The sequence below is a fragment of the Solibacillus sp. iso_87 genome, from assembly GCF_056173085.1.
On record NZ_CM149656.1, the window covers coordinates 1,937,164 to 1,957,942 of the forward strand.

Here is a 20,779-nt window from a genome sequence, read left to right on the forward strand (position 1 = left end):
TCGTTAAAGCATTTTGTTTATTAATTGCCTACAATAAACTGTGAATGTTGCTTGATAAACGCATACAACGAAGCTAATAGAAATCATCATATAAACAATCTAAACTAGTGGTTAACTTACATCTATACTCTTCAGTGACCGCAACTTTACTTACAAGTAATATACCACATCAAAACATCCTTAAACCTATTTTGCGAACTTTTTTTTCGGAATTTCTATGATTCAGGTATATAATAGTAGGAACGGAGGTGTCTTAGCATGCTAAAAATTAAAAAGATCGAGTTCATTAAAGTTCTGTATGATGACGCATTAGCGCAAAATATCTTTTCAATCGCGAATATTACGTTTTCTAATAGAAGTCCGATACAAGGAGCCCTCCTCTACTGGCAGCACAATGAATCAAAGGAACCTTATACAAAAGAAGGCGACTACAAGTTTTTCTATGACTTGGCAAAAGCACAATATTTTGCAGCTGTAAAGTTTCCGAAAGACTGTGACTTAACACGGGATGAACGTCAGGAACTTGCCTATATACTACTGGAAGAGCGCGGAGCAATCGGGACATACAGTTTTGTTTCGACGAAGCCGAAAGCAACTTTCCATTTAAATAAGGCTTTTCAGGAAATCCCGTTCCCTGCACAGTTTTCAGTAGATGATTTTAACGATTTGTCCATTGTGAAACAGCTGGAATCGAATGATGAAACAGTTTACGAGCTGCTTCCATATGACCGTGTATTTTTAGAAGCTTATAGAAATTGGTGCCATCAGGCTGTCCAGTTGCATCCTTCGCGCTTAACGGCTTATTTCCAATACTTGCCGTTCACGTATGTAAGTTATGCAAATCCTCTTCTATCAGAGCAGTTTTTAATTGATTATTTACCTGAAGTGGATCTGGAAGCTCTCCAGTATAACAAGCCGGTACTTGAGCGGTTGTCGATGTCGTTTAAACGCTATTTAGTAACAACCTTAATGGCCAACAAAAAGCGTCTGAATCCGGACTTTGTCGATCAGCTGGATGATTTCATTGAAAGCAACGTTTTTTATAATTCCTTTGAGCTTATTTATTTGCCGGAAGCCGATGAAATCCCTGATATGGATTTGCAGCTTTTCGAATATGACCGTGGTTCGTATAAATGGGCTGGCAGTGAGCATTTAGTGAAAGGTATTCCGTCACTAGTCAGTCAGAAGTATAACCGGTATGGGGATCGACGTTTAACGAATGCCGAAATGGATAAAAAGTTTAAGGCATACAGTGACGAACAAAAACAGTTATTCACCGCTATTGCGGAGCTGCATTGGCTGAATAAGTACAAGAATGAGCTGGATTGGTCTTACATTTGCCAATATAATGTGCATTTGACGGAACAGTTTATAACAGCGCATATCAATTATGTCGATTTCAATGCGCTGGGTCTAAATACGGATATCGCAGTAAATGAAGATTTTTTATCAACTAATTTACACCGGTTTAACCATCAAAAAGCGGTTCCGTTAATTATTTCTCATTTAACAGAACAGTTTTATTTAACACATAAAGACGAAATTAAAGTCGACCTCGATTTGCTGTATAAATATATGGACAATATCGATGAGGAAGAGTTTTTACGAATTGAAAGTTATTTACTTGATTAATATAGGGCTGCTTTGTAACGCAATTACGAAGCAGCCTTTTGATTTATAAACAATCAACCGAAAAAATCAACCTACAACGGATTCGTAGATTGATTTAATACAGTAGATTAAGTTGTAATTTCATAAACACCTCGATGCAGCATGGCGTAATTAGCACATATATGGGACATTTCCATCGTCAGATCTGGCTGGATATAGTGAATGTTCACAAGTTCGATTGAATGAATCGGGATTACATCCTTATAATAAACAGTTTCGGTTTGAGGACTAATCATTTTGTCTCATCTCCTGTTCCAGTGCATAGCCGTTGTACGCAAGTAATTGCTGATAGGAAAGCTGATTTACGTAATACCGGAAGTTCAACGGCTGTAATCCAAACTGTTCACACTTCTCTACATACATTTGATACCCTTTTTCAAAATAACTCATTGTTCTTCTCTCCTTTGTTATATAACAGTTTTTATTTGTAGGATAAATATATAACAGTTTATGAACAGTGTCAATAAATTATCTGAATTTTTATTTTACTTTTTAATTTTCGTCAATGGTTTTTTATTAGAAATCCGCGGTAGACAATCATTTCATCTTATCGACATCTTTGTTACCATAGGAGTCGGGAGGAATTAGATGAATCTTATTTACAAAAAACTTATTGAATTTGGATTAAGTCCATTATTTGCTGAATATCTTTCGGTAGCGCTTATGATTATATTTATTGTAATCATTTGCTTAATAGCAAACTTCATCACGAAAAAGATCGTCATCCGATTTATTACACATATTGTGAATAACAATAAGTATCAGTGGGATAACATACTGTTGGAAAAGAAAGTGTTCCATAAGTTATCTCATATCGTGCCGGCGATCATTATTTATTATTTTGCAGAAGCCTTTACGTATCAAGCCCTTATCGAAAAAGGAGCTGTTACGTATATCATAATAGTAGTATTAAGCCTAATAGGTAGTTTATTAAATGCTGTTCATGATATTTATCAAACGTTTGAAATTTCAAAAGTACAACCGATTAAAGGCTATATTCAAGTCGTGAAAATAATTGTCTATGTCCTCGGTATTATACTGGTCATAGCAAACTTAATCGGTGAAAATCCGTTGATTATCCTAAGTGGACTAGGTGCACTGTCAGCTGTATTGCTGCTTGTTTTTAAAGATTCCTTATTAGGTCTTGTCGCTGGGATCCAGTTAACATCAAATGATATGGTGCGTGTAGGTGATTGGATTGAAATGCCGAAATACGGCGCGGACGGTGATGTCATTGATCTTTCATTAAATACAGTGAAAGTCCAAAACTTTGATAAAACAATTACGACGATACCTAGTTATGCATTGATTTCGGATTCTTTTAAAAACTGGAGAGGCATGCAAGTTACTGGTGGCAGAAGGATCAAACGCTCGATCTTCATTGATACAACAAGTATCGCGTTTTGCTCGGGGGAAAAGATCGAGAAGTTACGAAACATCCATTATCTTACGGACTATATTGATACAAGACAACAGGAAATTACGGAATACAACATTAAACATCGTATCGATACTAGCAATCAGGTGAATGGCAGAGCACTGACAAATGTCGGGTTGTTCAGAACGTATATTAGCAACTATTTAAAAAACCATCCAGGAATTCATAAAGACATGACTACGATGGTAAGACAATTAGCGCCGAGTGAACATGGATTACCAATTGAAATCTACGCCTTTTCAAACGATATCAACTGGGCGGTATATGAGTCAATTCAAGCGGATATATTCGATCATCTCTTTGCAGTCGCAACCGAGTTTGACCTAAGACTTTTCCAAAATCCAACCGGCAATGATTTTAAAGCAATGAGTTCCTTTCAACTAAATAGTAATGAAGGCGAATCATAATAAAAACACCCATTTTCTCTTGGATAGAAAATGGGTGTTTTATTGATTTTAACACGGGGCGTGCCGCTCGCCTTTCTTGTTATGACTCTCGTATAATTATTTAGTTTACATAATATTATTATTATAAAGTATTGAATGGATTGTTTTTCAGTACTTCCTGAATTTGTTCGTCTTCAATATGCGTATAGATTTGCGTTGTTGCTACACTTGAGTGGCCTAGAATATGCTGCAATGTTCGAATGTCCGCTCCGGATTTGTACATCATTGTCGCAGAAGTATGTCGAAGTTTATGCGGTGTCAGTTTCTCTTTCGGTGACTGGCTGTTGGCATTGATTACTTTCACAATCCGTGCAATCGACTGTCTGGCAAAACGTGTTCCTTTTTGAGAAATGAACAGCGGTTCTTTTCCTTCTCCTTTATATGCATGCCGTTCCTGTAAATACTTTTCCAGTGCGTTTATACACGCATCATTTAAATAGACATGGCGTTCTTTATTCCCTTTCCCGATTACCGTCAGCATCCGTCCATTGATAGAATCGATATTAAGGGAACACAACTCGGAAACACGAATGCCGAGGTTCAGGAAAAAGACCATCATGCATTCATCGCGTGCACTGTACGACTGTGTCTGTACAGCGCCGATAAAATCCTTTGCCTCATTATAGTTTAAATAAACCGGTTGGCGTCGGCCGATTTTTGGTGTTTCCAAATGTTCGGCAGGGTTTTCATCAATGAGACGGCGCTTCCCTTTTAAGTATTTAAAGAAGGCTTTTAATGTTGCTACTTTACGAGCACGGGCTGCTGACGAATTGCCGCGCTGTACCTCGCAATATTCCATAAACAAATATAAGTCTTCCAGAGACACTTCTTTAATTTGATCGATCTTAACTTCAGAAATGTCAATTGTATGTAAACGGTCTAACGGAATATCTTCTTCAATCGCTTTTAGAAAACGCATAAACAAAATAAGATCATATTCATATTCTTTTCGGGTTCTTTGGGACTTTCCCGTAATCGTTGTTAAGTAAATTAAAAAATCACGTAAAAATTTTGGCAGCTTCATTTTCGTCCAATCCCCCTCTATTTAGCTCTTATTATAGCATAAAAAATGTTCCCAAATTTATATTTGGGAACATTCTTGGTAATTTAGGAGATTTAAGCGGTTTTTCGACATTAAAAGGAAACATACGTTCCTCTTTCGCGATTTCGTTCTCAGACGAAGTGAAATGTCGATTCGTGGATGATGACCCGTGTCGAATCGTCTGAGAGCGATTTTTGTCGAAGTACTTTTTGGTTAAATTTATCGAATTTTGGGAATAGATGTTCCAGGAGGTGAAAGGATGAATTCGCTAAAAACCCATTATGTTTTTTATTATCCTTTCAATTATCGACAGTACGATTTTGAAAAGTTACAGCAAGTATTAAAACGCAACAAATTTTATCATTTTACGATCGATGAAGAGGAATTTAACGAAACGCTTTACGGACCCGATATTAAAGTATCCCCCCAATTGTTAACGCAATTCTTTTATCCTTTCATGGAAGAGAAATTATTGAACGACGAAATTTCCGTACGAAACTTCAACCGCTACTCAAAAAAAATCCAATGCGAAGGAAAAATGAAGACGGCAATCGATGAAGTTCCATTTACGTTATTGAGCGCGGATATTAATCTGTGTCCATTTGGTATTGGAATTTTAGCGTTAAGAATTCAATTGGAAGATGATGTGGATATGAATGCTACGTTATCATTTGGTCATTATTTTAGGGTGCTGCGGCCAAAAATTGATGAAGAGCTAGGTACGGAAATTTATTACGACAATTTTGTCTTTAATAATACAGATGAATTATTATTAAAGAAAATCGCTCCGTTTTTGGAGAATTATTTTGTTGATTATTCATCAATTCACAAAAACATAAGTAAAATACCGTTTTTCGAAGATGAGCGTATGTATGTCAGTGCTTTTTTTCATATGGGAGAAGACGAGGAAATCGACGAATATTTACTGTATCGAGCAGGACAGTTAAATGGATGGGATAGCAATGGAGACCCTTATATTTCGAGTACAAATGAGGAATATATCAAACGCTTTGTTGAGGAACATTGCTACGAAAGATGGGCACCAAAATTTCATATTATTACAACCTTGCAAGGCCATATTCATCTATCATCCGTAGATGACAGAAGCATGTATAAATATTTAAACAGCTTTCACTCTGTCTCTTACTATACATTGCTCATCCACTATTTTTATAAGCTGATGTTGTTGAAACTCGTTTTCGAACATAGTGAATTAAAGTTTTCAAAAGATAAGGACATTGTAAAGGAATTAATCGAACAGATTACTAAGTTTGCATCGAGGTATTATTTTTCGGAGGTATCGGCACGTACAGAGGGGAAAGAAATTTCGCATTATTTCAGGAAAGCATTCCGTATTGACGGACTATACCGCGAGACGAAAGAAACGCTTGAAGAACTATACCGAATCCAGGAAGACCGTTCAACAGACCGGTTAAATAAACTGATTTTTATTTTAACGATATTCAGTATGATTTCCGGTATATACGGAATGAACCTGGTCATAGAAATGCTGGCAGAGCCATTTAAAATATCTGAAATTTTTAGTTTCACTTTCTTTGAATGGATCGCACTTATACTGATGGTTATTGGCTTACTGACGCTGGCGCTGCTTATTTTAAACCAAGTTTATAAATATTCAATTAGCTATTACGGGAAAATAAATAGGCGACGACAACGCTAAAGGGGATATGGGATGAGTCGATTGACTGTTCCCATATCCCCTTTTACATCAACTAGACAAATAATGTAATTAGTTCCCCATTTCGCTCGACTTTCCAGTTTGAAGAAAGCATTCCGCGAATTAGCTGTTCAGTGATCGGATCGACTTGTATCGATTGCAGACCGTTCCCTTCAGGTAGCAGTTCGTACTGGTCGTCGGAAATTTGAAAACGCATGCGAAGCAAGTTTTTCAAACCATTGATCGTTACAAATTTCACTTCATAGTTCCCTGCAAAAGCCTGTTCCATTTCTTCGGCATTTTCATTCAATAAAATTTTCAAACTCTCTGGATCTATATCATAAGTATCTGTTAATAGATGAAGTTCATCATTTTCAATATAGTGTTTTATTTGTTCGAATGTATAAGGATGGGTTTTCAGTAATTCTATCGTATATGCTTCCATCATTGAAATTGCCATTATGTTCCCTCTCAATCTTTTATCAATCAAATTATTTACTAGCCGTTTTTCGGGAATCGTTGTTCTCGTTCAAGCAGGACGCCTTTTCTCGCATAGCCGAACTGCTCGTACAAAACTTTTGGATCCTCTTTTTTTGTTAATAGTTTTTGAATTGCGTGATAGCGCATATTGGTTGCGGTCACTTTAAATTGGAGCTGTTCGGACATCGCCTTAAAAATCCGTTCGATCGTTTTGACGGTAACCGGCTCCCCCATTTTATTGCCGACACCGAGCCAAACATATGGTGATTGCTCAGTTAGCGGCATGAATTCAATTGTATGGCGTTTATAGTCCTCCAGCAGTTCGAGAAGTTTTTTAGAACACAGCAAAACACGGTAACTTTTCGAAGCCAGTACAATGATTTCACGCTTTTCGGCATTTATATGCTTCCATTCCATCCGCACAAGCTCTGCTGGTTTAATACCAAGCTCCGCAACGGTAAACACAATGACAGTATTGCGTAATGCTAGCCATTCATGTTCCTCATTCAAGGCAATCCCATACTGTTTCGGCCAATAGGCTAATGCCCGATTAAATTGCATTTCCTTCAGCACATTCAGCTCCGTTTCCTGCTTTGTTAAAGGAGCAATGATTTCTTCGCTATATACGGAAATCACACCGCGTAGCTGCAAGAAAGTAAGGAAATGACGAATGGATGCGAATTTGCGGTTGACCGAATTGAACGAAGGGTACTTTTCCTGAATTGTTTTTGAATAAAGTTGCAATGCATCATTAATCTGATCTTCATGCCGAATAATCTCCGCGAATTGCTTTGCGTCCAATGTATATTGTTTTGTCGTATGAAAGGATTTATTTAATGACTTCAAGTAAGCTGTAAACGCTTTAACATACGGTAGGATTTCTTCCACATTTTTCGCCCCTTTCTTTATATTGTAACATGCGAAGTGGTAAGAATTACACGGATTTCATACATGAAATTGCTGAATATTCGATATATTTACTTGAACCATCCGGAATGCATGTTATTGTATATTTTTTCGTCTATAATGACTATGTATACATAGTTAAGGGGGACCATAAATGCAAGTACGTACGACAAGACTTGAAGCGGAAGAAGCAAAAATCATTTATCAGGAAACAGCAGGACTCGCCATTATTACGATTCATCGCCCGCAACTTAAAAATGCATTAACGGCGAATATGTGGGATCAGCTTGCAAAAATCGCATTGCGCACATTGGAAAATCCAAAAAACAAAGTGCTGTTATTGCGCGGTTCCGGGGAGAACTTTACAGCGGGCTCGGATATTAAAGAATTTAATTCGATTTCGCTGGAAACAGCGGAAGAAGCTTTCGTGCATATGGAGAGAACGATTTCGACAATTGAAAACTTGCCGATTCCGGTGATTGGTGTCATTAACGGACCGGCAATGGGTGCTGGGCTGGAGCTTGCCCTTGCATGTGATATTCGGATCGGCTCGGACAAAGCGAAAATGGGGATTCCGGTCGGTAAGCTCGGCATTACATTGAATAACAAATTTGCCAAGCGATTAGTCGATTTGATCGGACCATCCGCAACAAAAGATTTTGTATTCACTGGACGCATGTATAAAGCAGAAGAAGCGTTTAAAGCCGGGATGCTCAATTATTTAGTTGCCGAAAAAGACCTGAACCGTTTTTCCATCCGTATGGGTAAGCTTGTTGCCGGTATGTCACCCGATTCTTTATTGGCAGTAAAACGTTCGGTTAAGGAATGTGTGGATTCAGCCCCTGCTTTATGGGAAGGATCAACACCGTTCGTTTCCGAAAGAGACTTTTCTGAAGGTGTCCGGGCATTTGTTGAAAAACGTCAGCCTGTTTTCACAAGACAGCTTCCAAAATAATAAAAAACTGCCTCCATTGCGAGAGGCAGTTTTTTATTGTTAAATTGATAATTCGGATAGTTCTTGTCTGATCGTTCGAATATGGCCCTCCATCAGGGCTTTTGCCCGCTTGCTTTCACCGCGGCTAATCGCAATAAATATCGCACGATGTTCTTCTAAAGTCCGGGCAAAATTTTCTTTAGAGGATAGTCGATGTTTTCTTGTTACTTCAATCGTACTTCGCATATGGGGTGCTAATGACGAAATCAGTTCAGCAAGCACACTGTTATTCGCTGCTGCTGCAATAGCCATATGGAATTCCAAATCAGCTTCTATCCCGATTTCTTCATCATCAGTGTTTTTCATCGCTTCCAATGTACGCGCCATTTTTTCAATATCTTGTCCTGTAGCGCGTAATGCAGCAAGTGCAGCACATTGAGACTCCAAGATTAGACGTAATTCGAGCATTTCATACAAAGTCGTTTGGTCTGTTTTTAATACAACGCTTGTCAGTTGCTGCTGAACGGTCTGGTTTGTCTTATTTTTAACGAAAGTTCCATCACCATGGCGTATTTCAACAAAATCGCTTAGCTCCAGTAGTCGTAATGCTTCACGTATAGATGTCCGACTGACACTGTATCTTGCTGCTAGTTCGCGTTCCGGAGGCAATTTATCTCCAACGTTTAATATACCGGAAGTGATTTCAGACTGAAGTTTCTGAAATATATTTTCGTACACTCTTTGCTTATTTGCGGAAATCACTTTCTTCACACCTTTACTATTTTACTAAAAATAAACTTAGGGCCGGAACAAATGAAATAAGGAGAACACATACAACCATTACAATGATAAATGGAACGATGGCACGCATGACTCCTTCAAATTTTGTTCCTGCAATTTTATTTGCCACAAATAAGTTTAATCCGACTGGAGGTGTAATGTAACCAATTGCCAAATTCACAATCATAATAATACCGAAATGCACTAGGTCCAATCCAAGTGCGGTAGCAACCGGTGCTAAAATCGGAGTTAATATTAAAATCGCTGCCGCTGTTTCCATAAAGGTACCGACAATAAGCAAAATGAAATTAATGATGAGCAATGCAAAAATCCAATTATCCGTAATGCCGAGTAATGCTTCCGTAATTTGCATAGGTATACGTTCGCGTGTCAAATAGTAGGCAAAAATTGAAGCACCTGCAATAATGAAGAGAATTGTTGCACTCATTATTGTTGCCGATGAGAAAATGTGATATAAATCTTTCAATGTAATTTCACGGTAAATAAATACCCCGACAATCAATCCGTAAACGACTGCAACGAGCGCTGCTTCTGTTGCCGTAAATATTCCACTATAAATGCCGCCTAAAATAATGACAGGCATTAAAAGAGCTAAAATCGAATCTTTGAAGGCAATGAAAAACTCTTTGAAATTATATTTTTCACCACCACCATATCCTTGCATTATGGAAATAATATAAACAAGAATCATTAGCGCAATTGTTACAAAAATACCCGGAATAATACCAGCCAAAAACAGGTCACTAATCGAAACACTTGCTGTTACGCCAAACAATACGAGCGGTACACTTGGAGGAATAATAACACCAATTGTTCCCCCGGCAGCTTGAATGGCTGTGGAAAAGTTTTTATCATAGCCTTTTTTTACCATAGCCGGTATCATAATCGCTCCGACAGCCGCCGTTGTTGCAGCAGCACTCCCGGATAATGCCGCAAAAAAGGCACAGGCAACAATGGAAACGAGTGCCAAGCCTCCGCGAACCCGACCGAGCATTACTTCTGCTAGGTGAATCAAACGGCGGGAAATTCCCCCTGACTCCATCAACTTACCGGCTAATAGGAAAAATGGTACCGCCAGTAATGGAAATGAATCAATAGAATTAAACATACGCTGGAAAATCGCCACAATGGGCATTTCACTTTGCGTCACAAAAAATAGTGTTGCCGCCATTGCAAGTGCGATTGCAATCGGTACATTAATAAAAATTAATGCGAGTAAAACAACGAAAAGAATAATATCTGCCATTAGGATAATTCTCCTTTCAGTTGTTTAATCGTTACATGAAACAGATTCACAACGAGAATTACACCGCTGATCGGAATAACGGAATATACAATCCCCATTGGAACTTGCAATACAGCCGATGGCTGATCCATCACTCTCATCGACAGCTCAGACCCTTTTACGACCATCAACACGAAAAACACTAAACATACTGCTGCCGCAAGCACAATCAAAACTTTTTTCAATATGCCTTCTGTGCGATCAACGAAAAGTTCCATTCCGATATGTGCGCGTTTGGCCAATGCATACGCGGCACCTAAAAAGGTCATCCAAATCATCGAGTACCGTGACAGTTCTTCGGTCCATGCAATGGAATAGTTGAAAAAGCGCAATGTAATTTGGCAAAATACAGATACCACAAGCACTACCATTAAGGCAATCAATACAATATGTAAAACTTTATTAATCCCTTCTACTAATTTCACCATATTCTTTCTCCCATCCTACTGCTCACTTAAAATACGCTGCAATAATTGTTGATTTTCTGCACGATCGTATACATTCATAATCTTTTCTCGGAATGCACCTGTATCCACTTCTTCCACAATTTCCATTCCGTTTTCCTCAAGTCGCTGAAGTGCCTTTTCCTCCATCTCGACAACAAGTTGACGCTCATAGGCACCGATTTTTTCGCCTTCTTCCATGACAATTTGACGAAGATCCTCCGGCAAGCGGTTATAGGCATTTTCACTCATCATAAATACGGCAGATGAATAGGCATGACTCGTTAAAGTCATATAATGCTGGTTGGCATCGTAAAGTTTGTAGCTGTCTATTACTAGAATAGGATTTTCCTGTCCATCCACTACTCCGGATTGAAGTGCTGTCAATGCTTCTGTCCAAGCCATTGGAGAAGGTGTTACACCTAGTTCATTAAACGCAGAAATGAAAACTTTATTTTCCTGTACCCGTAGTGATAAACCTTCCAGATCTTCAGGTGTCGCAACCGGTTTTATGCTGTTTGTAACATGACGGAAACCATTTTCCCCCCAAGACAAACCGACGATTCCTATTTCACGTAATTGGGCAAATAAATCCTCACCAATTTCTCCCTCCAAAATATTAACGGCCGCTTTACGGTCATTAAATAGAAACGGTAAATCGAGTACAGCAAAATCTTTTACAAAGTTCATGATTGGTCCTGATGTTGAAACGACAAGGTCTACTGAACCTAACATGGCTCCTTCAATCAACTCTCGCTCAGCACCGAGCTGGCTAAGCGGAAAAGTCTCGATAATTACGCGACCATTTGTTCGTTCTTCCACCCGCTCTTTTAACTCTTGCATCGCCAATTCAAACGGATGATCTGCTGCCAAAGAATGCCCGGCATATAACACATACTGCTCTTTTTCATCTGAGGTGGAGCATGCGGATAAAAACATGCTCCCTAAGATCAGCCCAACGATATATATTATTTTTTTCATCTTTTAATCCCCTAATCAATAAAAATTTTGCCAGGATTCATAATGTTATTCGGATCGAGTACCCGCTTAATCTCTTTCATCAAATTATAGGCAAGTCCGTGTTCCTGTTGTTGATACTTGGCCTTGCCGACCCCTACACCATGTTCGCCGGTACAAGTTCCTCCTAATGAAAGCGCATATTCAACGACATGCTCATTCAATTCTCTTGCTCTTGCAATCTCTTCTTTACTGGCCATATCAACCATCAGTAAAATATGATAGTTGCCATCTCCTACATGCCCGACAATCCCTGCGTCAATCTGCATACTTTCAATTTTATCGCGGGAATTTTGAATGGCATCAGGTAATGAATTTATCGGCACCACAACATCTGTAGACATAAGTCGTTTCCCAGGAGCGGAATGAATGTATGTATAGGCCAAGTTATGACGAAGCTCCCATAATTGGTTACGTGCACGTTCATCCTGTTCAAATGCTAGCTCAATACAGGCATTGTCATTCAATAATTCAGATGCAAAAACGATATCTGACTGCAAACCTGCCTCATTTCCATGGAACTCCAAAAATAATGTCGGCGTTTCGGCAAAGGTTGTACTGGAAGCAAAGTTTACTTGTTCAATACTGCGCTTGTCGACAAGTTCAATGCGTGCCATTGGAATTCCAGCTTGTTTTAATGAAACGACAGCATCAACCGCTTGCTGAACTGTCACAAATGTAGCGCGGCCGGCAACAATTTTTTCCGGAATCCCGTAAACTCTTAATGTTAATTCAGTGATGACTCCGAGTGTTCCCTCCGAACCAACCATTAAACCATTCAAGTGATAGCCTGAAGAAGATTTCGCGGCCAATCCCCCAGTATGGATCACATCCCCATTTGCTAAAACAACTTCTAAGTCACGGACCTGATCACGCATGATGCCGTAGCGTACAGAAGTTGTTCCACTCGCATTGGTCGCAGCCATCCCGCCTAAAGTCGCATCGGCACCCGGATCAACAGAAAAGAATAAGCCGTATTTTTTTAATTCTTTATTAAGCTGGCTGCGTGTTACACCTGGTTGGACCTTTACAAGAAAATCATCCGGACGTACTTCTAATATGCCATTCATAAGCGATAAATCTAGGGAGATTCCGCCTTGATAAGGGATCACATGTCCTTCTAAACTCGTACCTAGCCCAAATGGGACTACTGGAATTCGCTGTTCATTTGCGAGGGCAACAATTATGCTGACTTCCTCTGCTGTTTTCGGAAATACTACTACATCCGGTAAGTGCGGCTCATGATACGATTCATCTTTCCCGTGTTGGGTACGTAACACTTCATTCGTAGTTACTTGCTCATGTGATAATAGTTGCTGCAATTTTTCAATGTAATTCAATTCAGTTCCTCCTAACTATTGTTGTTGGACCTTTGGAAATTTGGTCCAACAAGTACATAATAATTAGAATATATTTATTTTTCTAAAAATACAAACTATTTATTTTTTATACTATATTTTCCATTAAAAAGAGCTGACATAAAATTGTCAGCTCCGGTTAATTTTATTTAATTCCTTTTATTTGAATATGAATCGTTTCGGGCTCAATGCCGAAATGCAATGAAAAATCTTCCGCGATTTCTTTTTGAAGATTATATAAAAAGTTCGGTACAACATAGTTAACTGGTGATTTTAAATAAAGTCCAATTGTCATTTGGGGTATGCCGTCTGTATGAATATGGGTTATTTCGAATTTAGCCAGTTTATCCTTTTTTTCAAGTAAATGGTCCAACACATCGGTAAATACATTCCGAGAAATATAAACACTATTTTGATGAAAATCCGGCTGCACAATAGTCGTTTCTCCAAGTTTGACCTGTGAGGAAGAGAAAATTTCCTTCCCCCGCTGAATAAGGCGTTTGAAAAAGTTCTGTTCTACTTGGCGATACGGAACAGGCATAACATGTTTGCCCTGAATTTCCCGCACATATTTGGCAATACGAATTTCCTTTTCCGTTCGGATATTATGGACATAGTGAAATTTATCGATTTCCCCAAGCTGTAACCGAGCTGCAATTCTTTTCGTCATTTTGTCGGATGTGCCGATCAGTAACATGGACTTCACCTCATGGGAGCTAATCGCCTCCAATATTTCCGTTTTATGTATGTCATCATCCAAAATGGCGCGGCGCACTGCTTTTAATGTGTTTTTCTCAAATTTAGCGGATGTCCCCGCCACTTTTTCCCCGTTTACGATTAATATGCCGTCGTCAATGATGGCCTCAATTTCATTGTCATGTGCGAATTGTAATGCACTCGTACTTTTCCCTGTACCGCTTGGCCCGCTTAATGAATAGATTTTCATCCTACACCTCTTAATCATTTATTTTGCTAGGAATAATATTTTCCAGTACTTATATTGCTTTCCCACTACGGTTTCGTGCTGTATGTAGTGAATTAATTCTCTTTTCTGATTTCATCCCCATTATACGTGATGTGTGTGATAAAATGGTGCTTACAATTGAAAGTTTTAAGGAGTGTTAAAGATTGAATATCCAACCGTCTAAAAAAATGTCATTATTTGTGCCGGCTATATTTGGTGACTTAAAAAAACATGCCAAATTGCAAGAGCAAAAAGGAATGGAACTCATTGATTTAAGCCTTGGGAGCCCTGATATTGCTCCGGCAGAGAATTTACGCCAAAAAATGTCTGAGCTTACGGCACTCTCGTCTTCTTACGGCTATACTCTAACGGGTATTCAAAGATTCAATGAAGCGGTATGTCGTTATTATAAACGAGTAAACAATGTTGAGTTAGATCCGGAAACTGAAGTTGTCCAAACAATCGGCTCTCAGGAAGGTTTAGTCCATCTGCCCGTAGCGTTCTGCGATCCTGGAGATATCGTACTTACCACAAACCCGGCATATGTTGCATATGATGCAGGGATTCATTTGGCAGGTGCAACACCTTACTATATGCCACTAACAAAGAAAAATCAGTATTTGCCGGATTTAACAGCCATTCCAGAAGAGATTCGTCAAAAAGCAAAATTACTAATTTTAAACTTGCCGGGTAACCCGGTACCAGCCATGCCATCAATCGCATATTTTGAAGAAGTCGTGGCATTCGCGAAAAAGTATAATATTATCGTTCTGCATGATGCGGCCTACTCCGAATTTTACTTTAAGGGAGATGCCCCAATCAGCTTCCTTGCAACACCAGGTGCGAAAGAAGTCGGTCTGGAAATCAACTCTTTATCTAAAAGCTTCAGTCTTGCTGGTACTCGTATTGCTTACATAGTTGGAAATGCAGAATTAGTCGGGATTATGAAACAGCTGAAGTCGAACTTGGATTTTGGTATTTTCGAACCGATACAGCAAGTAGCTGCTTTAGCGTTGGACAATGCCGAGCAGGTTACAAATGTTCTAAGAGATACCTTCTCTGTCCGTCATAAAACACTTATGGAAGGCTTAACATCGATCGGCTGGGAAGTTGCACCGAGTGATGGCGGGATGTTTGTTTGGGCAAAATATCCTTATGCTATTAAATGCATCGACTTTGCTTATAAAGCAATCGAACAAACAGGTGTCGTTATGGTGCCGGGTACGGTATTTGGCACAGCCGGCGAAGGTTATATGCGTCTCGCATTAGTGCAGCCTGTCGAACAACTACAAGAAGCTGTTAAAAGACTTTCAACAATAAAACTATAAACGAAAAGGCGTTGCTGTATACAAGTATCAGCATCGCCTTTTCATTTATTCAATGGCGCTATACGTAATAACACCTTTTTCTTCGATTTCCACACCATCTAAAAACACAACGGTCGTTTGCAAGATGAGCTGTTCATCTTTTCCGCATACCCAGCGCTCGTCTGGAATAATCTCAAATGGAATAATTTCGCCATCTTTTGATCGAATCCCGCCAACTAGCTGAAACGAGTGTTTCCCGACAATCGATAATTCGCCGTCCATTTCTTCACAAAGAACTTTTAATGAAATGAAATCGATTTTATCCTCTTCGTCTTCTGTAAGTGTTGTCACATAAACAGAACCGTTTAATATGTCACCTTCTACAAGCTCCGTCTTTTCAATGACGGTTTCAACCTTCACGCCATTCTCTTCTAGTGATGTTAGCCATTTGCTTAACATGTATACTCCTCCATTTAAATATGTAATTGGTAAAAGATTTTAAAAAGGGAGCATGTTAAAAGTTTTCCCTTTTAACATACCCCATCTTTACAATTTTCCTGTTTAATCTTATTTCAATTCTTCATACAGGTTCGTCTCGTCTGACTGGAAACGATTGTAGCGTTCTTTAAAGAGTCGATACGTATGGGAAATGAGAACTTTTATTAAAGCATAACCAGGAATACCTAGCACGACACCTGGAACACCAAATATAGCTCCAGCTGTTAATAATACAAAAATAATCGTAATAGGATGGATACTTAATGATTTACCCATAATTTGAGGGGAAATAAACTTCCCTTCGATTAATTGTACAATTGTCCATACAATAGCTAACTTTACTAACAGCCATGGTGAATTTACAATCGCAATAATGGCTGCAGGTGTAGCTGCGATGGCCGGTCCCAAATATGGAACAACACTTGTGATCATCGCGAGGAAGCCAAGTAATAGAGCGTACGGCATTCCGATAATTAAAAAGCCGATTGTCATCATGACACCAATACAAAACGATACTAAAATCTGGCCTTGTATGTAGGAGCTAATTTGCTTGTCCATATCATGCAGTACATTTCCAATTCGCTCACGCATACGTGGCGGAAATAGGAGTAATATGAAGCGCGGCATTTTCTCGCCTTCATATAATAAATAAAATGTAATAAACGGCACTATTACGAGCGATAAAATGATGCCAGTAACTGTTGATAGGAAACCTGTTATCCCAGTAGCTACACCAGTGGCTAAACTGCCTAAAGTTACTTTTACCGTTGTAATAAAACTATCCGTAAAGTCCGTTAAAATCTGATTGTAGTCAAAGTTGATCTTTTCAAAATACTCGCTGAAATGAGAGTTATTTAAAAAGGCTAATAAATCATTGGCAAGCGCCATTAAAACAACAGGAAATTCTTGCACTAAGTTTGTAAACTGATCACGTAAAAACGGAAAAACAAGTAAAACAAGTAAAGTGATCAATGCTACGACTACAATATACAAAATTAGAATCGCCAATGCACGCGGCACTTTCCATCTCACTAAAAGCTTCAATGGCGGGCGTAATAAGTAAAACAAGATGACCCCTAGTACACCGGGCAGTATGATGACTTCAAATAATACATGTAACGGTTCGAATATAAAGGAAATTTTATCGTACACGAATACCGTACAGCCAACTAATAAGATGATCACTAATAAGAATAATAAATTTTTACCACCTAAGAATCGAATAAATTTAGAAGAGAAAAATTTAGACGTTTCCTGGGGTAATGAATTCACTTTATTCATTTCATTTTTTCTCTCCAAAAGACCACCTCAATGTTTCAACAATATTTAATTTATACTTTATTTTAGCATGAATAACCAATGTACATATAATGCTTACTCGTTTAAATTTAAAAAATCATGTAAAATTTGCGAATTTTTCGCCACATCGATTTCCAGTACTTCCCCGGCGTGTCGGTAATTGTTAATTTTGTAAGTACCCTTTGCTGGAATCGTCATTTTTTCAACGTTGATTTCCCCGCCTGATACGGCTTTTAATGCAGTTGTCAGCTGGTCTTTGCTAGTTAAATCTGTCGTAATGTAACCTTGAGTAGCACCGATGAATTTAGGTATATTCGCTACATTTTTTGCAGAAAATAGCTGATCTTTTAAAGCTTCAATTACTTTTTGCTGACGGGCTACACGTCCAAAATCACCTTCAGCATCACTACGGAAACGGGCATAGCCGAGCAATTCTTTACCGTTAAGATTCTGAATACCTTTTTTAAGTTCAACATAGATTAATCCGCCCATGTCTTTTTCAACATCCATTTCAATACCGTTTGGAGCTAAAATATCAATTAATGTTTCAAAGCTTTTAAAATCAATCATGGCATAATGGTGGATTGGTATATCGAACATATTATTTAACGTTTCCTGAAGTAACGGTACCCCACCTAAATAGTAGGCAGTATTCAGTTTATATGATTGATAACCAGGTATGTCCGCATAAATATCACGCATAAAAGATACGAGCTTCATATCATTCGTTTTTCTGTTCCAAGAAAGCAGCATCATCGTATCGGAACGCGATTTTTCTTCACCTCGAGTATCAACACCTAATATTAAATAATTTTCTATAGTCGGATGATTATCATCTGGTTCAAAACCTTTTACTTCAATTTTTTTATCGCTTGCCAAATCCTTCCCCTTATTATATTGGACATAGCTATATCCAATTACACTTAAAAGTAAAAGAAATACACTTACGAATAGTACCCGGCCTTTACGCATTTTTTTCTTTCGATAGCGGGTTTGTCGCGTCTGTTCTTCCATTCCTACAACTTCCTTTCTATTTCTGTGAAGTTTAGACGATTTACATTAAATTTAGTTGCAAATTACTTATAGTATACCATTTTATGCAGATTTTCTTCCTAACTAATGAAATGTCCGCATATCTTTTTTCTTTATTTTTATTACGCAACAGAATATTATATGCTATTAAAAGATTAATAAATTGAATGTCATTCTTATCCATGTTAGAATACAGCATATTTAACAGCTTTATTGAAGTAAGGTACATGTTGAATATGTTTACTGGTTTATGAGGAGTGATACAAAATGGAAAAGGCAACATTTGCAGGCGGTTGTTTTTGGTGTATGGTCAAACCTTTTGATCAATGGGAAGGCATCAGAAAAGTAACGAGCGGTTATATGGGTGGTCATGTGGAAAACCCTACATATGAAGATGTAAAGCGTGGAGACTCTGGACATGTGGAAGTTGTCGAGATTGAATTTAACCCGGAGATTTTCAGTTATGAAAAACTCTTGGATATATACTGGATGCAAATCGATCCGACAGATGCTGGCGGACAGTTCCACGATCGCGGCGAGTCTTACAAAACAGTGATTTTTACGCATAGCGCTGAACAGTATGCGGCTGCATTGCAGTCCAAGAAAAATCTGACGGAAAGTGGACGTTTTAAAAAGCCGATTGTTACTGAAATTAAACAGGCAGAAACTTTTTGGCCAGCAGAAGACTACCATCAGGATTATTACAAAAAAGAAGAAACTCATTATCAAGAAGACCGTGCAAAATCCGGGCGCGATGAGTTTATTGATGCTCACTGGAAAGAAAGTTAATATTTCTGCATATAAAGAAACGTACCATTCGATATTTCGAGTGGTACGTTCTTTTTTGTATAACGTTATTGCAAGTTACATGAATATTTCATTGAAAGCTTTGTAAATAAATTTTTTGTAAATCGTCTCGGGAAAGTCCTCTACGCCATTTTTCGCGAAAATGATATCACGTTTTGCAGCAACTTCATCTTTATCATAGTAAGAAGCTAATGCCCGTACAGCATAGAACTGATAATATTTAGCTAAATCAATGGGATGGTGTAAGTAGTCAGGAATGGTTAAAGCAGTACCGATTTGGAGTGCTTTCGAGTAGTTTTGTAATTTAAATTCCGCATACATCTCTTCACCGATGAAGATTGGATTTATAAATAAAAATAAATAATCCTGCAGTTTTGTTTTATAATGATCAATTTCCGGAACGATTTGTGCGTATTTCTTTTCTACAATGTTCATATAATGAAGCTTACTGTATAAATAACGCACCGATATTGCTGGATCATCAGCAAACTCCGATAAAAGCATTAATTTTTCTATGTACTCTTTACTCTTGTTAATATCCTCTTTCGCAATCGATTGAATAAACAACAAATGATAAAAGCGGTCCATACGATAAAATATTTGCTTCTTTTTTGCCATGTCTAATGCCTTTTGTAAATAGTGATCAGACATTTTGGTATCATCAGCTGCTGAATAGGAAATTGTTAAATTATAGTACAAATCAAGGATTACCATCGGATCCATCATCAGCTCATATGGTTCGATACGTTTTTCTCCAGACTTTAAAATAGCTAATGTTTCATTGTAATTACGCTGGTCGATCGCAGCTTGGCATAAATAAAAATAGCAACGAAGCATTCGACTATATGCATGGATTTCTTCGTACTGATCGATAAACTTCCAATATTCGTCGAGTGATTTGGCCTTGTTAATTGTACGATTCATTAAAAAATAAACTTCTCTTAAACGAATTTGTTCATAGTTCGTGCCTTGAATTTCCGATAAATAAGGTTCAATTTTTTCGATTATTTTAATCGTAAGTGATTGGAGCTCTTCAGGGTCGCGTATGAGTTTTCTACGCTCTACATCTTCTTCGATTGTAGTATACAAGTTTCTAAGCATTGTGAGTGTCCCGTCATCCAGAAGATAATCGACATCGACATTTAGTCTTTTGGCAATAAAACGAAGACTCTCCATTGAAGGCTGTGCTTTACCGTTCTCAATTAAACTTAGCATACCTTTCGTTAAACGTTCACCTACTAACTCGGTCTGAGTCAATTTTTTCTGTTTCCTCAGCTTTTTGATGCGTTCTCCTAGTATATTCAATATTTCACCTACACTTCTTAACTGAATATTCTTATTAAACTATGAATACAGAATTTTTACAATATCTT

21 protein-coding genes are annotated in these 20,779 nt (G+C 38.2%); 6 read left to right on the forward strand and 15 right to left on the reverse strand.

The annotated features are described in order from the left end of the window. Positions 1-258 precede the first annotated feature (258 nt). Entirely contained in the window at positions 259-1,632 is a 1,374-nt protein-coding gene (locus AC0VXV_RS09670; protein ID WP_475531345.1) for a nucleoside-diphosphate sugar epimerase, read from the forward strand. Between the two features lie 107 nt (positions 1,633-1,739). Here the strand turns inward: AC0VXV_RS09670 and AC0VXV_RS09675 are convergent, their stop codons facing one another. Both AC0VXV_RS09675 and AC0VXV_RS09680 read right to left on the reverse strand, forming a co-directional pair. Further along, complete coding sequence (locus tag AC0VXV_RS09675; protein ID WP_475531346.1) at positions 1,740-1,907, reverse strand: hypothetical protein; 168 nt, start codon at positions 1,905-1,907, stop codon at positions 1,740-1,742. Then, a complete protein-coding gene (locus AC0VXV_RS09680; protein WP_475531347.1) occupies positions 1,900-2,061 on the reverse strand; it encodes a transcriptional regulator in 162 nt (53 codons plus the stop codon). Before AC0VXV_RS09680 ends, AC0VXV_RS09675 begins: the two co-directional genes overlap by 8 nt. A gap of 198 nt (positions 2,062-2,259) precedes the next feature. On the opposite strand from AC0VXV_RS09680, the gene AC0VXV_RS09685 reads away from it, so the two are divergent. Continuing rightward, positions 2,260-3,516: a mechanosensitive ion channel family protein gene (locus tag AC0VXV_RS09685; RefSeq protein ID WP_475531348.1), complete on the forward strand. Its 1,257-nt coding sequence runs from the start codon at positions 2,260-2,262 to the stop codon at positions 3,514-3,516. 121 nt (positions 3,517-3,637) lie between these two features. On the opposite strand, the gene AC0VXV_RS09690 is transcribed toward AC0VXV_RS09685, so the two are convergent. Next, positions 3,638-4,579 carry a tyrosine recombinase XerC gene (locus tag AC0VXV_RS09690; RefSeq protein WP_475531349.1) on the reverse strand — a complete coding sequence of 314 codons (942 nt, stop codon included), beginning with the start codon at positions 4,577-4,579 and terminating at the stop codon, positions 3,638-3,640. A gap of 277 nt (positions 4,580-4,856) precedes the next feature. Between AC0VXV_RS09690 and AC0VXV_RS09695 the strand changes: the two genes are divergently transcribed. Further along, entirely contained in the window at positions 4,857-6,278 is a 1,422-nt protein-coding gene (locus AC0VXV_RS09695) for a sugar phosphate isomerase (protein WP_475531350.1), read from the forward strand. A 52-nt stretch (positions 6,279-6,330) separates the two neighbouring features. Here AC0VXV_RS09695 and AC0VXV_RS09700 read toward each other — a convergent pair whose 3' ends face one another. Both AC0VXV_RS09700 and AC0VXV_RS09705 read right to left on the reverse strand, forming a co-directional pair. Then, a complete protein-coding gene (locus AC0VXV_RS09700) occupies positions 6,331-6,735 on the reverse strand; it encodes a hypothetical protein (RefSeq protein ID WP_475531351.1) in 405 nt (134 codons plus the stop codon). Between the two features lie 38 nt (positions 6,736-6,773). After that, positions 6,774-7,643, reverse strand: coding sequence for a tyrosine-type recombinase/integrase (locus AC0VXV_RS09705; protein WP_475531352.1), 870 nt, complete (start codon positions 7,641-7,643; stop codon positions 6,774-6,776). A gap of 172 nt (positions 7,644-7,815) precedes the next feature. On the opposite strand from AC0VXV_RS09705, the gene AC0VXV_RS09710 reads away from it, so the two are divergent. Further along, positions 7,816-8,616, forward strand: a complete 801-nt coding sequence (locus AC0VXV_RS09710; protein ID WP_475531353.1) for an enoyl-CoA hydratase/isomerase family protein — start codon at positions 7,816-7,818, stop codon at positions 8,614-8,616. Between the two features lie 39 nt (positions 8,617-8,655). Here the strand turns inward: AC0VXV_RS09710 and AC0VXV_RS09715 are convergent, their stop codons facing one another. The 6 genes from AC0VXV_RS09715 to AC0VXV_RS09740 all read right to left on the reverse strand — a co-directional run bounded on the left by AC0VXV_RS09715 (position 8,656) and on the right by AC0VXV_RS09740 (position 14,445). Then, the gene (locus AC0VXV_RS09715) at positions 8,656-9,357 is read right to left on the reverse strand and encodes a FadR/GntR family transcriptional regulator (RefSeq protein WP_475531354.1); all 702 of its coding nucleotides are present in this window, start codon (positions 9,355-9,357) and stop codon (positions 8,656-8,658) included. A 16-nt stretch (positions 9,358-9,373) separates the two neighbouring features. Beyond that, positions 9,374-10,642: a TRAP transporter large permease gene (locus tag AC0VXV_RS09720; protein ID WP_475531355.1), complete on the reverse strand. Its 1,269-nt coding sequence runs from the start codon at positions 10,640-10,642 to the stop codon at positions 9,374-9,376. After that, positions 10,642-11,109 carry a TRAP transporter small permease gene (locus tag AC0VXV_RS09725; RefSeq protein WP_475531356.1) on the reverse strand — a complete coding sequence of 156 codons (468 nt, stop codon included), beginning with the start codon at positions 11,107-11,109 and terminating at the stop codon, positions 10,642-10,644. Before AC0VXV_RS09725 ends, AC0VXV_RS09720 begins: the two co-directional genes overlap by 1 nt. Positions 11,110-11,124: 15 nt before the next feature. Continuing rightward, positions 11,125-12,105, reverse strand: coding sequence for a TRAP transporter substrate-binding protein (locus AC0VXV_RS09730; protein WP_475531357.1), 981 nt, complete (start codon positions 12,103-12,105; stop codon positions 11,125-11,127). An 11-nt stretch (positions 12,106-12,116) separates the two neighbouring features. After that, positions 12,117-13,481 (reverse strand): FAD-binding oxidoreductase, encoded by a 1,365-nt coding sequence (locus tag AC0VXV_RS09735; RefSeq protein WP_475531358.1) that lies wholly within the window; start codon positions 13,479-13,481, stop codon positions 12,117-12,119. Between the two features lie 163 nt (positions 13,482-13,644). Continuing rightward, positions 13,645-14,445 carry a hypothetical protein gene (locus AC0VXV_RS09740; RefSeq protein ID WP_475531359.1) on the reverse strand — a complete coding sequence of 267 codons (801 nt, stop codon included), beginning with the start codon at positions 14,443-14,445 and terminating at the stop codon, positions 13,645-13,647. Between the two features lie 182 nt (positions 14,446-14,627). Between AC0VXV_RS09740 and AC0VXV_RS09745 the strand changes: the two genes are divergently transcribed. Continuing rightward, positions 14,628-15,791, forward strand: a complete 1,164-nt coding sequence (locus AC0VXV_RS09745; RefSeq protein ID WP_475531360.1) for an aminotransferase class I/II-fold pyridoxal phosphate-dependent enzyme — start codon at positions 14,628-14,630, stop codon at positions 15,789-15,791. Positions 15,792-15,836: 45 nt separating this feature from the next. Here AC0VXV_RS09745 and AC0VXV_RS09750 read toward each other — a convergent pair whose 3' ends face one another. The 3 genes from AC0VXV_RS09750 to AC0VXV_RS09760 all read right to left on the reverse strand — a co-directional run bounded on the left by AC0VXV_RS09750 (position 15,837) and on the right by AC0VXV_RS09760 (position 18,581). After that, positions 15,837-16,229, reverse strand: a complete 393-nt coding sequence (locus AC0VXV_RS09750) for a cysteine synthase (protein WP_475531361.1) — start codon at positions 16,227-16,229, stop codon at positions 15,837-15,839. A gap of 108 nt (positions 16,230-16,337) precedes the next feature. Continuing rightward, positions 16,338-17,549 carry an AI-2E family transporter gene (locus AC0VXV_RS09755; RefSeq protein ID WP_350479565.1) on the reverse strand — a complete coding sequence of 404 codons (1,212 nt, stop codon included), beginning with the start codon at positions 17,547-17,549 and terminating at the stop codon, positions 16,338-16,340. 93 nt (positions 17,550-17,642) lie between these two features. Further along, positions 17,643-18,581, reverse strand: coding sequence for an LCP family protein (locus AC0VXV_RS09760; protein WP_475531362.1), 939 nt, complete (start codon positions 18,579-18,581; stop codon positions 17,643-17,645). Between the two features lie 285 nt (positions 18,582-18,866). Between AC0VXV_RS09760 and msrA the strand changes: the two genes are divergently transcribed. Next, positions 18,867-19,388, forward strand: a complete 522-nt coding sequence (gene msrA / locus AC0VXV_RS09765; RefSeq protein WP_475531363.1) for a peptide-methionine (S)-S-oxide reductase MsrA — start codon at positions 18,867-18,869, stop codon at positions 19,386-19,388. A 75-nt stretch (positions 19,389-19,463) separates the two neighbouring features. On the opposite strand, the gene AC0VXV_RS09770 is transcribed toward msrA, so the two are convergent. Then, complete coding sequence (locus tag AC0VXV_RS09770; RefSeq protein ID WP_475531364.1) at positions 19,464-20,711, reverse strand: helix-turn-helix domain-containing protein; 1,248 nt, start codon at positions 20,709-20,711, stop codon at positions 19,464-19,466. Between the last annotated feature and the right edge of the window lie 68 nt (positions 20,712-20,779).